The organism is Olleya sp. KKT75, from assembly GCF_055635485.1.
In genome coordinates, this window is sequence record NZ_CM145759.1 from 2,079,733 (window position 1) to 2,093,385 (window position 13,653).

The following is a 13,653-nucleotide window of genomic DNA, read 5'->3' on the forward strand; positions in this document are numbered from 1 at the left end:
TTTAATTACACCTATAAATCAAACCCACTGGAATTAAAAAAATCCTGTATTGCATCTCTTAAATGTTTGGGTTGACTTGAAATTGATTCCTGTCTAGGTGCCTTGTAGATACTATCTGTGGGGACTAAAGTAAAATACAAATTATCGAGCTCACGTTTCCAAACCCCAAAAGTATATTGTGTCCCTTTTTCTATAAGTACATCTTCCTCAAAGTTAAGAATCCCGCTGTATAAGGGACTGTCTCTGTTTTTTGAATCGTTATTTTTGGTAAGTTTAAATTTTAATTCTTTGGTAGTATTGTTGTAAACTGTTTTAGGCTCTTGTTTGACAATAGGTTTGACTTCCGGTAATACAGATTCAAGCTCGGGTAAATATGAGATCTTTTGCACATATTTTGAGTTTTCGTGAAAATGTAAAACAATCAAATTTAAATCTCTTAAGGTATAGATTGCGCTCCAGAGTGTTTTGTTGGGTGTTTTCTTGAACTTATAATGCAGTTTTGAGAAATCCTTACATTTTATGATGGAATGTAACACCTTTATCTGAAAAGAATTAAGAGAAGACCATGCTTGGTTTTTAATTGCTTTAGTCTGTTTTTCAATTTGTAATTGTTCTAGTTTCTTTAATTGTTCTATTTTTTTGTCTTTTATTTCTTTTTTACAAGTTGGACAATTAAATAGACTAGTGTAACTATTATATAAATTCCTTTTTATTACAGAAAGATTAGAGTGAGAAGTTACTTGAAAAAAATCGGTGTTAGGGCAGGTTTGGCATTTTAATTCAATAAAAAAAGAGGATTCTCTTTTTACTAAGCTACCAAACTCATAAGCAGACAAATTAAAGGGTAGCCCTAAATATTTTGATTTATTTATAAACTTATTCTTTTCTAGTACCCAATATTTTTTAATGGCTTCTATGTACTCAGGCTTGCATGTGTCTTTAATTTCTAATCTGTGGCTTTCAATTTTCATAAATTTATTTCATAAAAAAAGCGTTGGAACTGAATCTTATTAGTTTTAGAGGTTCCAGCAAGAAACCTATCCACCATAACAAGAACAGCCCAACGCATAACGTTGGGCGTCTTATCTTTTGAGAGTGGTGGTATATTTAAATCTTGCTGGATTTCTAAAACCAATTCAAAAGCTAAACGCTTTATATGTTTATTTTATCGTTATATTTTTTCTTATAAATTGTATTTGTTTCAAATTTAAACAAACTTTTTAATAAGTAGAATGCTTATGTTCTCAATGATTGAGAAAACTTGATCTAAATTGATTTTAATGATTTTTTAATAGCATCATTTACAAGTTGCTTCATACTTGTGTCTTGTTGTAATGCTTTTAATTTAAGACTTTTAAGTAGCTCTTTTTCTATGTAAAAAGAAAATTGCACTTCCTCTATGTCTTTTATTGTTATTGGAACAACCTTTTGAATTGTTTTATTCTTATTGGCGGATTTAGCTTTATTAATTAGCTCGTTCATGTTCTGTTCTTCCATAATGATAGATTTATATTTTTATATAATACTAGATGTGTAGAAATCTATATTTATATAAGTTTGATTAATATTTCCTTAGTGAGATTATCTATTTGTTTTTGTGCGTTTTTATCATGTTTTACACCTTTTACCAAAACTGATCTAGTAAAAGACACTAAATCACTAATATGTGTATTTGCAATATTTACATTGTATTCTTCTAGGCCGATAAGAATATCTAGTGTTAGTGTGGTGTTTGCTTTTATCATGTTAAAAACAATTAAAGTTTGTGATGTTTTTTTTTGTTACTCGATAAGTTCTATTGTACTTTTTATGGCTAAAAGATCTAGAATACCTGCTTTAGTTGGTACAATAATCAAATCTGCTAATTCAATTAAATTATGTAGATGATTGGATAGGTACGGGGGCGTGTCTAGCAAAATGAAATCATAGTCCAGTTTTTTAATTTCTTTTATTTCCCTTTTGAAAGAAATTATTTCGAAATCTGTTACCAAGTCTGCTAGTTGACTAAGACTACCTTGTAAATCAAAATCTAAAACAACTACTCTGGCATTTTTAGAAATATTTTGGGCAAGGTTAAAGGTTAGTGTACTTTTACCTACGCCACCTTTTTGATGAGTGATTAATATTATTTTTGACATATCAATTTTTATCTAACCAGTTATTGTATTTTTTTAAAGAAGTAGGATTTGAATCGAAGAATTGCTGAATGTGGCTTTCAATATTCTCTTGACCATTTCGAAAAGCTTCTGATTCTATTGCTGCATTATTATTGTTAAAATGGAAATTAAGAATGATACTTACTGATAAGACTAAAGAAATAGTCATAAAATAAAGAATAAACCATTTAGGTATTTGCCCTTTTTCTTTTAGCTTGTTTTGTATGATGTTTAATTCTTTTGCAATAGAATTATAGCTTAGCTTTAGTTCTGTATTATAGCCATTAAAAACAGCTTCTACATTTTCAGTATTAACTGTGAGCTTTGTTTTTTGTAATTGTGTCGATTCTTCTTTTAATTCTTTTACTGTCTTTTGAAACAATTCAAGTTCGTCAATAAGAAGTGCTGTTATTTCCTCAATTTTTGCCATAGTTATAATTTATGAGAGTTATATTTCGTTTTGGTGATTGTTTGTATTTGTTGTTTGATTTTATTGAAAGACATGCTTCTATGTATTTCGCTACCTTTTAGGTTTGTATTTTGAAATTGGTATCTAAACCCTTGTAACTGATTGGACTTATTGATGGAAGGGATTGTATTGATATTAAATTGCTTCATTAAATTTATGTACTCATTGAAGTTTTTAGGCATTAAGTTTTTAATACAGAAATCGTGTTTTTCTTTTATATGAATTCGGATGTTTTTAAGTTTCTCAAGTTTTTTTTGTTGTACTTCTCTAACAGTAGTTAAACCAAGTTTTTTGGCTACTCTTTCAGACGCCTTTATAGCTCTCTTACTTATATAATTGTCTTTGTATGCTTTTCCTTTGAAGTCTATGCGATTAACATATAAATGAATATGCTTATGGTCTTTATCATTATGTACAAAAGCAATAGCTTGATGACTCTCTAATTTCAAATCATTTGTAAACTCGCTAGTGATTCTATTAAGGTCTTTTAAAGTTAATTTTTTACCATCTTCTATGGTTGGACTTAAAACAAAACTGAAAGTATTTTTATGGCAATTTTTATTCATTGCTTGAATGATTTGAAACTCTTCTGTAATTTCTTTTGGAGTCTCTCCAACTAGATTTTTCTTGAATACAATCTTAGCGTCTTTTTCTTCATTCCAACCATAAGAGATTGAAGCTTTAGTATGTGAAATTGCTTTACCTAAACCTACCATATTATTTAAAGTTTTTAAGGTGTTTTTTAATTTCTAAAGCAGTGTCGTTTGTTAATTTAAATAAACCAGGTTCTTTGTTTTTAATTAAGTTTCCAAGACTTTTAAAATTGTTATGATATTTAATAAGCATCTTATATAATTCAATTTGTTCTTCATTTAAAATTTCTTTCATTTCTTTATTTAAAGCAGCTTTTCTGCAGTAGTCAGCAGTTTTTAATCCAGCTTTTTTTGCTTTAATTTTTATAAGTTTCTTCTCAAAAGAAGTACAGATAAATTCTATTCTATTTCTTTTCATATTTTATGCTTTTGCGACCATCGGGAGAAAAACGAGATTTGTTTAAAAATGGTACCCAAGTACCGGTTTTAGACACCTCTCGAATACTCAAACCTGCTCACTTTTCCGGTTAATCAAATAATCGTTCAAATCGTTATGTTCTGGGTAGTATATCCTATAGTCTAAGACCTCTTTTTTAGTGCTTTCTTGGATGCTATTGAAAGCTTTATTACCTGCCTCGTCATTGTCAAAAAAAGGTTTTATTTTATCGTAGTTTTTAATGAGTTCAATCACTTTATTTATTAAAGCGGTTGAGTTTAAAATGATAAAATCTTCATCAGGGATTTCATTTTTCAATGTTAAATACGAAAGGAAATCTGACCAAGACTCAAAAAGAGAAACCGTTTTAGAATGCTTGAAAATGGTTGTTATTGCTTTTTTATTTAGACAGCCTTTAAAGGAATTGTTTCTAATTTCAAAACCTCCATAATCGTTCATAAAACCTATGCCATAGTTTTCTTTTCCATTAGAAAAAGAATAATGAACTTGAAAACAAAATTGCTTTGAAAATTTCAAATTGATTTTCCTATTACTTAAATAATTCAATAACTTTGGATTTGTTAATTCAGTTACTTTTTTAATAGAGTAATTCGGTTTTGTCTCGCTCTTGATTTGTTTTGTTTGCTGGTGAATAGGAAAAGTATCTCTAGATAAAATAACTAATGCTTCTTTAATTGAACAACTATTGTATTTCATTACAAAGTCAATTATTGTTCCTCCAACTCCTTCTCCAAAGTCGTACCAGATGTTTTTAGTAATATCTATTTTAAAAGAAGGTGTTTTTTCCTGATTTCTAAAAGGAGAATAAATCCAAGTATTTTCTGTGTCGGTTTTACCTATTCTACAACCTTGTTTTTTTAAGAAAGAAACAAGGTCAATTTGTTTTGCTTTTTTACAATTCATTTTTATTTGTGTTGTGTATATTAAAAATTTTTAAAAGTTGATGATTTGATGACGGGACTCTTGAAACCCTTTTGGGTAAAAGGAAAATTGCGTCATCAACTCATCATCAGATCATCAACTTTTTTTTAAATCTGTCATCAATGTTTTTATTGATGACGCTTTGATGATGCTTTTGATGACGGAGGAATCCCTTGTTATTACTGAGTTTAAAGTATATAATGGCTAGTCCGTCATCAAGTCATCAAAGTTTTTGCTTAAAAAACTTTTATGTAGAGTAAAATACCTGCCTTTTGTGTCTAAAAGTATAATTTCACCATCGCTTAGAATGACAAATTTTTGATACTTAAATGAGTTGTCTCTTTGCTCAATTTTCCATTCTTTTTTTAGTAATACTCGAAGTTGTGTTAAGTCTGTTTTAACTCTAGTTTTTCCAAGAGCATTTAACAAGTCCATTAAACTAAAATGTACCTCGTCCAGCTCAAATTTTTCCATTATGCTAAAAAGTAGGTGTGCTATTTCTTTTTCAACTCTATTTCTATTATTGTTTACTAATTTCTTTAAAGCAGGTGTGTAGATTTGTTGTGCAGTAAACCACATTCTAGTTTTTCTTTCACTAGCAAACTCTCTGTTTAGTGTAAATTGTAAAAAGGCAGGTATTTCGTCAATTAATTTATTTACAAAATTTACATCTTCAACTTTTATTTTTGGTACTTTAATCACCCAAAACCTAGTTTCGTCAGAATCTATTTTAATAAAAGAATCTTCTTTATTACTGCACATAATAAACTTCCCAAAAAAGTCTACTTCAAAACGTTCCTTTCCTTTTGCTTCAATTTTGTTTTTGTTAGAGGTCGATAAATATTTTATTTTTTCTGTAATTTCTTCTTTTTGCAGAAAAGCTTCGTCTAAGGCTAGTAATAATTTGTTACCCCAATCAAGATTAAAATTGCTGTTTAAAGAATGACTATCTAAATAACTCATATTATGTCCAAAGACTTCTTTAAGATATTTTAAAAATGAGCTTTTACCGGTAGAGCGTTGATTACTGACCAAGCATAGAACTGGTAAAATTTGTGAAGGATGTTCGTATAAAAGTTTAAAGTAGTCTAAGCCAAATTCATACTGTGAACCAAAAATGTGTTTAAAAAATAAAAGAGTGTTTTTAACATCGCCTTTTTTAGGTGAATAAGTTAATGGTGAGTACGTATTGTAAAAATCATGAACTTTTTTAGTGTACTCAAAATGATTAGGAAAACATATTTTGCCATTATATTTAGGTATTTCATCTAAATATTTTCTACCATGATCTTGTATAATAGTTGAAACATCCCATTTTATTAGAGCTTCATTAAATTGGTTATTTATAGTTGGGACTTGTACCGTTTTATAATAAGATGTACCAATCCTTGAATATGGCATATCAGACATATTTATAGATTTTATCCGTATATTTGTTATATACGGTAGTTAATACTGTTTTTGTGAAAAAAAATATAAAGCATAGTAGTTCTAGATAAACTACTATGCTTTTCTTTTGTATTTGAAGTCCTTTAATGATTGGTCTTCATTGAAAATTTGGAAGTGGTGTATTAATTTCTTCTTAGGACCAAATTTTTCAATAGCAATCCATCCTTTATCAATGTAGTTATCTATTGTTTGTATAGAACAATGAGTAAGAACAGATACTTCTTTTCGAGTATAGTATTTAAGAGTGTAATCTTCTTTTGGAAGATTTTTAATATCTAGAACTATTTTCTTTAATTCTGATAGTTCTTGTAGAACAGCTTCGTGTGGATTGTAAATAGCTTTCATTGTGTATTAATTTTATGGTTTAATACCACAATGATACCCAATGGGGCATAGTCTTAGTTCAAGTTAGTCAACAGTTGAGTTGCTTTTTTTATTATAAAGACATAAATCACTATAAAAAGTGAATTCTTCAATTTTATGAATGTATTTTTTTTCAAATTGAGTCCAGTTATTTGCTTTTAAGTCTCTGTCCTTAATATCAAAATAGTCATTAAATAGGTCATAAATAATTGTTTTATTCCCTTTTAACGGTATATTATAATTTTGCGAAAAAAAGATTAATAGAGTTTGATAACTCTGAAGTTCTGTTGTTTCATAATCTTGAAAGAAAAAAGTTTTCGTTTCATTATTGTAAATAGGAAAACTTGCTATATCTGCACTAAACACTTTAAATTGCTTTTTAATAAATTCAATTCTCTCTTCCCTTTTTGTAGATTTTCTTTTTACGGCTCCATTTTTTACTGCCACTAACTCATTATTGAAATTTTCTAATCTTTTATCTATAAAGCTTATTTTTTTATTGAACTCGATTTTTAGTGAGTCAATAAGTACTACAAGGTCTAATTCTTCTTTTATTTTTTTTGCAGTTTTAAATATAGGATTATCATTCCAAACTCTATATTTATGGCAATAAATGCAGAGTATAGAGAATACCAGTATTAATATTAGTATTATATAATTGACATAATTATTTTCGAAACTTGATTGTTTTAACGATTTAAAAAAAATTAGAGGAGCTGAAAAAAGAAAAAAAGTTGTAAGTGTTCTAATACGATCTTTGCTTTTATTCCTATGCGCATTCTCTCCTTCGAAATATAATTCTACCAAAGGTAAATAGGATTTACATATTAAGCCAAAGTGAACTAAACTAGAAATAGTAATTAAGCAAAAAAGAGTAATGTAGAAATTCATAATCTTAGTATTAGTTTGGTGTAACTACCATAAAAATACTAATTTAGCGCCAAGCAACAAAACAGTTAAAGCGAGAAGGTATTGTCAACGATTTTGTCAACGCAAAACGAAAAACCCCGTAAACATTATGCTTACAGGGCTTAAAAGTGGAGTCGGAGAGAATCGAACTCTCGTCCAAACAAGTAACCAAAAGGCTTTCTACACGTTTATTCTTTTCTTAGGTTTTCGATTGTAAGCTGGTTAAAGACAACCCACTTACAACTTATCTTTTTTAGTTTCAGCAAAGCATCAAAGCGCTACTAAGCCTATATTGACATTTTCGATGCCTCAAATGGAACGCTGTCAATCAAAGCTTTCCGGAGACATAAAGCTCGTACACCTTGTGTACCGAGGCTTAATCCTACTATAATTCGGATTAGGCAGCTAAAGCGTAGTTATTCTCGCCGATTAAAAAGTTGATCAAGGGTTTTACGAGTACAAAATCATTACTCGACGTGCTTACAATCTAATTAATCTCGCTGTCAAAACCAGTCGACCCCATTTTAATTAAAAATAATAAGAATGCAAAGTTACCAAAAAGTTTGTATAACCATGCATTTACACTTAATTTAGTGCAAACTTTATACCAAATTAAACAAAATGAAATTCGCAATTATAAAAGAGCGTAAAAACCCACCAGATAGACGTGTGGTTTTTTCTCCAAAAGACTTAAAGCAACTTAAAACTAATTTTCCTGAAGCTGAGTTAGTTGTGGAAGCTTCAGATATTAGAGTGTTCAAGGATGCCGATTATCAGCAAGAAGGATTTCAGGTATCAGATACTATCTCTGATGCAGATGTGATGTTTGGTGTAAAAGAAGTGCCACTTGATGCACTTATACCCAATAAAAAATACTTTTTCTTTAGTCATACTATTAAAAAGCAGCCTTATAATAGAAAGCTTTTAAAAACTATTCTAGATAAGAATATAGAAATGTATGATCACGAAACAATTGTTAAGCAAAGTGGAGCAAGGTTAATTGGTTTTGGGCGTTATGCAGGACTTGTAGGTGCTTATAATGGTTTTAGAGCATTAGGATTACGCGATAATTTATTTGAATTGCCTAAAGTTGAGAATTTAAAGGATTTAGATGAGGTTAAAAGCGAGCTTGATAAAATTACGCTACCAAATATTAAAATTTTACTATCAGGAACAGGAAAAGTTGCAAAAGGTGCTAAAGAAATTTTAGACCATTTAAAAATAAAGGAAGTTAGTGATGCATTATATTTAACATCAGAATTTACAGAGCCTGTGTACTGTATGGTTGATGTTATGGAATATAGTAAGCGTAAAGATGGAAAAGTTGGAGATAAATGGGCGTTTTATAAAGATGCATCAGGTTACGAAAGTAATTTTATGCCGTATGCTAAACAAACAGACTTTTTTATAGCAGGTCACTTTTTTGGAGATGGAGCACCGTATTTATTTACCAGAGAAGATGCTAAGGACCCTGAGTTTAGAATAAACTTAGTCGCAGATATATCTTGCGATATTGATGGACCGGTAGCGACTACAATTAGACCATCGACTATTGCAGATCCTTTTTATGGTTACGATGCTAAAACTGAAAAAGAAGTTGCTTTTAATGCTAAAGATGCTATTACCGTAATGGCAGTGGATAATTTACCTTGTGAGTTACCAAAGGATGCTAGTGAAGGTTTTGGAGATATGTTTTTAAAGCATGTCATTCCTGCATTTTTTAATGGTGATGCGGATGGTGTTTTAAAACGTGCAAAGATTACTGAAAATGGTAAATTAACAAAGCGTTTTAGTTATTTGCAAGACTATGTAGATGGTAAGGAGTAACATAATAAATAGGACTTTTAAGTCTCAACATGTTATACTTAAGTAATAATTACAATATTAAAAAGATGAAAAAATTAAATTTAATACTTTCGGCAGTAGCCCTATTATTCATTTTTTCTTGCGAAAAAGATAATAATATACCCCTTAATCAACAGCAGGTAGATGGTTTAACTAGTAATCCGTTTTTAGATAATTTTGGAGACAACACAACAGCACGTTTTATTGGTACTGTTGTTAATGAGGAAGGTGATCCTATTTCTGGAGTGACTATTACTATTGGATCCACTATGGCAATTACTGATGCTAATGGTGTGTTTTCTGTAGAGGAAGCTGTAGTGTATGAGCAATTTGCTTACGTAAAAGCTAGTAAAATTGGTTTTATAGATGGATCTAGAGCGTTGGTACCAACAGATGGTGTTAATCAAGTTGCTATAATGTTATTGGACTCAGAGCCAATAGCAACAGTCGCTTCGGGTCAACCATTAACCTTTGATTTGCCTAGCGGTGTGTCTGTGGAATTACCTGGGACGTATCAAACTAAGTTTGGGTTTGAATACCAAGGTAACGTGTCTGTAGTTATAAAACATTTAAACCCTGATAATCAGGATATGGCTTTACAAATGCCAGGTGCATTAATTGCTGAAAATGAAAGCGGTGATTTACGTGTTTTAGAAACCTACGGAATGATAGCTGTGGAGTTGATTGGTCAAAACGGAGAAGATTTAACTATTGGAGAAGATTCGGTAGCTTTAATTAGCGTTCCGGTGCCTACAAGCGCTACTAATCCGCCAGCTACAATACCATTATGGTATTTTGATGAGGTTTATGGGTACTGGAAAGAAGAAGGTTTTGCTGAGTTAGTAGGAAACAAATATGTTGGAGAGGTCTCTCATTTTAGTTTCTGGAATTGTGACGCGCCTTTTGCTGCAGTACCATTTTGTGTGACTTTACAAGATGCTGATGGTAATACGTTGCCTAATAATTATGTGCAATTACAGCGTAGTACCTCGGATTGGTATTCTTATTCTGGAGGTTATACAAATCAAAATGGATTAGTTTGTGGTTTGATTCCTGCGGATGAAATGTTAACGCTAACTATTCAGGATTTTGGTTGTGATGGAAATGATTTTACTGAAAATATTGGGCCTTTTTCTGAAGACGTAAATATCACTCTTACAATTGATGAATCTACAACAACTAATTTAGTAGGAATATTTAACGATTGTAATGGAGAGCCATCAACAAATGGTTATTTGCAATTGTATTATAACAACACATCTTACATAATACCAATAATAAATGGGCAGTTGGATACTGCAATTGATTATTGTATTACAGATACTGCATTTTTAGCTCGGTTTTTTGATTTAGAAAGTGGACAAAGTACGGACGCAGTTACTGGTAGTTTTACTACAGGACTAACTGATTTAGGTACAGAAATGTCTTGTATAGATTTATTCGATAGTGATGCAGATGGGGTTTTAGATTTAAATGAAGACCTTAATGTAAATAATAACATTGATGATGATGATACAGATCAAGATGGAACACCAGATTATTTAGATACAGATGATGATGGCGACGGAATAGATACAATAGACGAGGATTATAATAATGATGGTAATCCAATGAATGAGGATAGTGACGGAGATGGTATTCCGGATTATTTAGACGCACAGGATGTTGCTTTAACGTGGATTACTGTTCCGGTCGAAGGTTGTGCTCCTAACCAATATTTAGATTTAAATGTTGTTAGAAATGAATATTTAGATCAGTTTCCAAATAATACTTATCAATTTTATTTACTTCCAGGTGAAGCCGAAGCTGGAATTAATGAATTGACTAGTCCATACAATTTTCCAGATGGTTTAACTAATATAAATGTTAAAGCAACAAATACAATTACTAATCAATACTTAATTGCTTTGGTTATAACGACACCTAGTGTATTGGATACTGATAATGATGGATATAGCGATTGTAATGAGATAGCTTCAGGTACAGATCCTAACGATTTTAATGATTTCCCTGTTAATACCGTAGATGCTGTAGATGATTTTTACCTTGTAGCTATAGATACTGCGTTTTCTGATACTGTATATACAAATGATACTGATCCTGAAGGTGATAATTTTACTGTAACAGCAAATACAAACCCATCAAGCGGTACCGTAACTATCGATGCAGCTGGTAATTTTACTTACACACCCAATATTGGTTTTGTAGGACAAGATACTTTTATGTATACTATTTGTGATGATGGTACCCAGCAAGCTTGTGATACAGCTGTTGTTACTTTAGATGTGCAGTAATAGTATTGGTTTATAATTTTTTAAAAAAGGAAGTGGTTACTTCCTTTTTTTATGCTTTAGTTTTAATACGCTAGGTTTTTAAAACATAATAAAACACACCTAAAAACAATCCAAAGCAAATTGTAAATAACCATGCGGCACTGTGTGTTATAGGTTGTGTTAGTATTTCAAAAATGGTAGTTATTATGACCCAAGGTTTGTTGATGATTTCCCAAGAATTAAACCTTAAAAAACGACCTAAATAAACACCAAAACCTACTAGTATAAATAATACAGGTAGCATAAATGCAACGACTCTTTTTTCGACGTAAGTCTTAATAATCTTCTCCATTGTAAATACAGATTTATAAAAAAGGATTAGACCAGTTATTGCAAACACAATAATTATTAAAGTGTCTAACCAAACTAGATGTGCACTGCTATAACGTAGATGAAATAAATCTGTAATTATGTATGGCGCATTAGGCAGAAAGACTAACCAAACACTACCAATAATTAAAAGAGACAGTGTGTTTATATGCTTTAAAGTTTTTAAATAACTAGTAATAGCATATGGAATTCCTGCAAGGAAAAGATTCCACACTAAAAATAAAAAGTAGTGAGATTGTGTTAGTTTTATTCTAAATAGAAGCAATAGAATACTAAATGCAGATAGTAATATTAATACTGAAATAGTTTTTGTTTCAGCAGCGATAAATTGTCTAATGGTTTTCATTTGAAATGTAAGTTATATCTATAAAATAGATGGTTATGATGCCTAAAGCGTAAGCGATTAAATCTTCAATACTAAAATGACTTCCAAGGATTATAGAGGCTATTTTGTTTGCTCTTAAATTTAAAAGATCAAGTAGGTTAAACAGTTGTGCAAATTCTACTGTAAAAGAAATAATTAAAGCAGTTAGTGCTACCCGCACAGCTTTTGTACTACAACAGCTCCTTATGGCGCAATACACTAAAATAGAAGCAAGGAAGTCTCCAACAGTATAGCGTACAAAACCATCTTTTAAAAAGTAGGCAATAGCAATTTCGGTTATTAGTAGTATTACCGTTAAGACCGTAAATAGCGGGTTGAATTTTAGTGTCATTTACAGTTTTATTTTTGGTCCTAAAAATTTAGGTTGTTTATTAATTACAACATCTATAATAGCTTTTGTTCGAGCTAGATATTCTCTAATTTTTGTTTTAAATCCATAGCGCCCTTTAATAGCTTTGGCGTTAAAGGCTATGACATTTAAGTTGTTGTTTTCTGCAAGGTAAATGGCGCGTTGGTTATGAAATTGTTGCGATATAATTGTAAAACTGTCTAGTCCAAATATCTTTTTTGCTCGGATTAGGGAGTCTAATGTTCTAAATCCGGCATAGTCCAATATTATTTTATCTTCAGGGACTCCTAGATCTATTAAGTCTTTTTTGAATGTAGAAGGCTCGTCATAATCAGCGGTACTATTGTCACCACTAATTAATATGTATTCTATCTTTTTGTTTTGATATAATAAAAAGGCAGCTTCTAATCGGTATTTGTAGTATAAATTTACATGATTGCTATTGCCTACGTATTTTCCAGCGCCTAACACTAAACCTACTCTGTTTTTAGGGATATTCTCAATGGAGTTATACAGTTTTCCTTTGGTATTATAGTTTATATGATAATTGGCTAGTAAAATAGCAAGGATTAATATAACCCCTAATTTAATACCACGTTTGATTAGTTTTTTCATGTTTAGTAGTTTAAATTAACAAATATGGAACCGCGTAAAGTACTTATCGATGTATTAAGTAACCCTTTGTAATCTAAGTTGTAAAACATGTTGGCGCTTTTTCCAATACGATATGATTTGAGATAATATTTCCAGTATTCTGGCAAAATAATAGTGCCAATTGTAATAACGCCAAAGAGGTAAATACTACGTTTTCCATTACCATAGCAGAGGTATTGTAATGCAATTTCGTCTTCTTCGTTACTATTGTATCCGGTTATTACATGGTATGCGTCGTGACGTTCTACTTTAGGGATTAATTCAAAGCCATTGCTGTCTAAAAACAATCCTAAATGGTAGCCAAAAGTGCTAGGACTGTATTCTAGTAATTGTTCTTTTTTTATATTCCAAGGTGTGTTGGTTTTAAAGTAGGTCGTGTAAATATGTTGTGTGACTTTAAAAAGCCAAGCTATTAATTGTTTACGTTGTTTTTGCATAGA

The 13,653-nt window shown here is 30.6% G+C and carries 17 protein-coding genes and 1 other RNA gene; 2 read left to right on the plus strand and 16 right to left on the minus strand.

All coding sequences use genetic code 11. The features are described 5' to 3' along the window. Window positions 1–11 precede the first annotated feature (11 nt). The 12 genes from ACZ2G2_RS09120 to ssrA all read right to left on the minus strand — a co-directional run bounded on the left by ACZ2G2_RS09120 (window position 12) and on the right by ssrA (window position 7,838). The gene (locus ACZ2G2_RS09120) at window positions 12–971 is read right to left on the minus strand and encodes a hypothetical protein (RefSeq protein ID WP_470391892.1); all 960 of its coding nucleotides are present in this window, start codon (window positions 969–971) and stop codon (window positions 12–14) included. 295 nt (window positions 972–1,266) lie between these two features. Continuing rightward, window positions 1,267–1,497, minus strand: coding sequence for a hypothetical protein (locus tag ACZ2G2_RS09125; protein ID WP_470391893.1), 231 nt, complete (start codon window positions 1,495–1,497; stop codon window positions 1,267–1,269). A 50-nt stretch (window positions 1,498–1,547) separates the two neighbouring features. Continuing rightward, entirely contained in the window at window positions 1,548–1,745 is a 198-nt protein-coding gene (locus ACZ2G2_RS09130) for a hypothetical protein (RefSeq protein ID WP_470391894.1), read from the minus strand. Between the two features lie 36 nt (window positions 1,746–1,781). Further along, complete coding sequence (locus ACZ2G2_RS09135) at window positions 1,782–2,138, minus strand: ParA family protein (RefSeq protein WP_470391895.1); 357 nt, start codon at window positions 2,136–2,138, stop codon at window positions 1,782–1,784. A 1-nt stretch (window position 2,139) separates the two neighbouring features. Next, on the minus strand, window positions 2,140–2,586 hold the full coding sequence (locus ACZ2G2_RS09140) for a DUF6730 family protein (protein ID WP_470391896.1): 447 nt from the start codon (window positions 2,584–2,586) through the stop codon (window positions 2,140–2,142). Window positions 2,587–2,588: 2 nt separating this feature from the next. Then, window positions 2,589–3,341: a relaxase/mobilization nuclease domain-containing protein gene (locus ACZ2G2_RS09145; RefSeq protein ID WP_470391897.1), complete on the minus strand. Its 753-nt coding sequence runs from the start codon at window positions 3,339–3,341 to the stop codon at window positions 2,589–2,591. A gap of 1 nt (window position 3,342) precedes the next feature. Continuing rightward, window positions 3,343–3,636, minus strand: a complete 294-nt coding sequence (locus tag ACZ2G2_RS09150; RefSeq protein WP_470391898.1) for a plasmid mobilization protein — start codon at window positions 3,634–3,636, stop codon at window positions 3,343–3,345. A gap of 87 nt (window positions 3,637–3,723) precedes the next feature. Further along, a complete protein-coding gene (locus ACZ2G2_RS09155; protein ID WP_470391899.1) occupies window positions 3,724–4,578 on the minus strand; it encodes a toprim domain-containing protein in 855 nt (284 codons plus the stop codon). A gap of 222 nt (window positions 4,579–4,800) precedes the next feature. Continuing rightward, window positions 4,801–5,997, minus strand: coding sequence for a primase-helicase family protein (locus tag ACZ2G2_RS09160; RefSeq protein WP_470391900.1), 1,197 nt, complete (start codon window positions 5,995–5,997; stop codon window positions 4,801–4,803). A 102-nt stretch (window positions 5,998–6,099) separates the two neighbouring features. Next, window positions 6,100–6,390, minus strand: coding sequence for a hypothetical protein (locus ACZ2G2_RS09165; protein ID WP_470391901.1), 291 nt, complete (start codon window positions 6,388–6,390; stop codon window positions 6,100–6,102). A 63-nt stretch (window positions 6,391–6,453) separates the two neighbouring features. Next, window positions 6,454–7,299 carry a hypothetical protein gene (locus ACZ2G2_RS09170; protein ID WP_470391902.1) on the minus strand — a complete coding sequence of 282 codons (846 nt, stop codon included), beginning with the start codon at window positions 7,297–7,299 and terminating at the stop codon, window positions 6,454–6,456. A gap of 144 nt (window positions 7,300–7,443) precedes the next feature. Continuing rightward, window positions 7,444–7,838, minus strand: a transfer-messenger RNA (tmRNA) gene (ssrA, locus tag ACZ2G2_RS09175). Window positions 7,839–7,938: 100 nt separating this feature from the next. On the opposite strand from ssrA, the gene ACZ2G2_RS09180 reads away from it, so the two are divergent. After that, window positions 7,939–9,144: an NAD(P)-dependent oxidoreductase gene (locus ACZ2G2_RS09180; protein ID WP_470391903.1), complete on the plus strand. Its 1,206-nt coding sequence runs from the start codon at window positions 7,939–7,941 to the stop codon at window positions 9,142–9,144. 65 nt (window positions 9,145–9,209) lie between these two features. Continuing rightward, window positions 9,210–11,456, plus strand: a complete 2,247-nt coding sequence (locus tag ACZ2G2_RS09185; RefSeq protein WP_470391904.1) for an Ig-like domain-containing protein — start codon at window positions 9,210–9,212, stop codon at window positions 11,454–11,456. A 70-nt stretch (window positions 11,457–11,526) separates the two neighbouring features. Here the strand turns inward: ACZ2G2_RS09185 and ACZ2G2_RS09190 are convergent, their stop codons facing one another. Genes ACZ2G2_RS09190 through ACZ2G2_RS09205 form a run of 4 tightly spaced genes read right to left on the minus strand, consistent with a single transcriptional unit; the run spans window position 11,527 to window position 13,650 of the window. Then, window positions 11,527–12,171 (minus strand): DUF1361 domain-containing protein, encoded by a 645-nt coding sequence (locus ACZ2G2_RS09190; RefSeq protein WP_470391905.1) that lies wholly within the window; start codon window positions 12,169–12,171, stop codon window positions 11,527–11,529. Continuing rightward, window positions 12,158–12,541, minus strand: a complete 384-nt coding sequence (locus ACZ2G2_RS09195; protein WP_470391906.1) for a ribosomal maturation YjgA family protein — start codon at window positions 12,539–12,541, stop codon at window positions 12,158–12,160. The genes ACZ2G2_RS09190 and ACZ2G2_RS09195 overlap by 14 nt, the downstream gene beginning before the upstream one ends. After that, window positions 12,542–13,174: a SanA/YdcF family protein gene (locus ACZ2G2_RS09200; RefSeq protein ID WP_470391907.1), complete on the minus strand. Its 633-nt coding sequence runs from the start codon at window positions 13,172–13,174 to the stop codon at window positions 12,542–12,544. A gap of 2 nt (window positions 13,175–13,176) precedes the next feature. Next, on the minus strand, window positions 13,177–13,650 hold the full coding sequence (locus ACZ2G2_RS09205) for a Coq4 family protein (protein ID WP_470391908.1): 474 nt from the start codon (window positions 13,648–13,650) through the stop codon (window positions 13,177–13,179). Window positions 13,651–13,653: the final 3 nt, after the last annotated feature.

Excerpts from the sequence above, each read along its gene's own strand:
- ACZ2G2_RS09140 (WP_470391896.1), bottom strand. The coding sequence starts at position 2,586 with ATGGCAAAAATTGAGGAAATAACAGCACTTCTTATTGACGAACTTGAA.
- ACZ2G2_RS09205 (WP_470391908.1), bottom strand. The coding sequence starts at position 13,650 with ATGCAAAAACAACGTAAACAATTAATAGCTTGGCTTTTTAAAGTCACA.
- ACZ2G2_RS09160 (WP_470391900.1), bottom strand. The coding sequence starts at position 5,997 with ATGCCATATTCAAGGATTGGTACATCTTATTATAAAACGGTACAAGTC.
- ACZ2G2_RS09135 (WP_470391895.1), bottom strand. The coding sequence starts at position 2,138 with ATGTCAAAAATAATATTAATCACTCATCAAAAAGGTGGCGTAGGTAAA.
- ACZ2G2_RS09145 (WP_470391897.1), bottom strand. The coding sequence starts at position 3,341 with ATGGTAGGTTTAGGTAAAGCAATTTCACATACTAAAGCTTCAATCTCT.
- ACZ2G2_RS09120 (WP_470391892.1), bottom strand. The coding sequence starts at position 971 with ATGAAAATTGAAAGCCACAGATTAGAAATTAAAGACACATGCAAGCCT.
- ACZ2G2_RS09190 (WP_470391905.1), bottom strand. The coding sequence starts at position 12,171 with ATGAAAACCATTAGACAATTTATCGCTGCTGAAACAAAAACTATTTCA.
- ACZ2G2_RS09200 (WP_470391907.1), bottom strand. The coding sequence starts at position 13,174 with ATGAAAAAACTAATCAAACGTGGTATTAAATTAGGGGTTATATTAATC.
- ACZ2G2_RS09130 (WP_470391894.1), bottom strand. The coding sequence starts at position 1,745 with ATGATAAAAGCAAACACCACACTAACACTAGATATTCTTATCGGCCTA.
- ACZ2G2_RS09195 (WP_470391906.1), bottom strand. The coding sequence starts at position 12,541 with ATGACACTAAAATTCAACCCGCTATTTACGGTCTTAACGGTAATACTA.
- ACZ2G2_RS09180 (WP_470391903.1), top strand. The coding sequence starts at position 7,939 with ATGAAATTCGCAATTATAAAAGAGCGTAAAAACCCACCAGATAGACGT.
- ACZ2G2_RS09150 (WP_470391898.1), bottom strand. The coding sequence starts at position 3,636 with ATGAAAAGAAATAGAATAGAATTTATCTGTACTTCTTTTGAGAAGAAA.
- ACZ2G2_RS09155 (WP_470391899.1), bottom strand. The coding sequence starts at position 4,578 with ATGAATTGTAAAAAAGCAAAACAAATTGACCTTGTTTCTTTCTTAAAA.
- ACZ2G2_RS09165 (WP_470391901.1), bottom strand. The coding sequence starts at position 6,390 with ATGAAAGCTATTTACAATCCACACGAAGCTGTTCTACAAGAACTATCA.
- ACZ2G2_RS09125 (WP_470391893.1), bottom strand. The coding sequence starts at position 1,497 with ATGGAAGAACAGAACATGAACGAGCTAATTAATAAAGCTAAATCCGCC.
- ACZ2G2_RS09185 (WP_470391904.1), top strand. The coding sequence starts at position 9,210 with ATGAAAAAATTAAATTTAATACTTTCGGCAGTAGCCCTATTATTCATT.
- ACZ2G2_RS09170 (WP_470391902.1), bottom strand. The coding sequence starts at position 7,299 with ATGAATTTCTACATTACTCTTTTTTGCTTAATTACTATTTCTAGTTTA.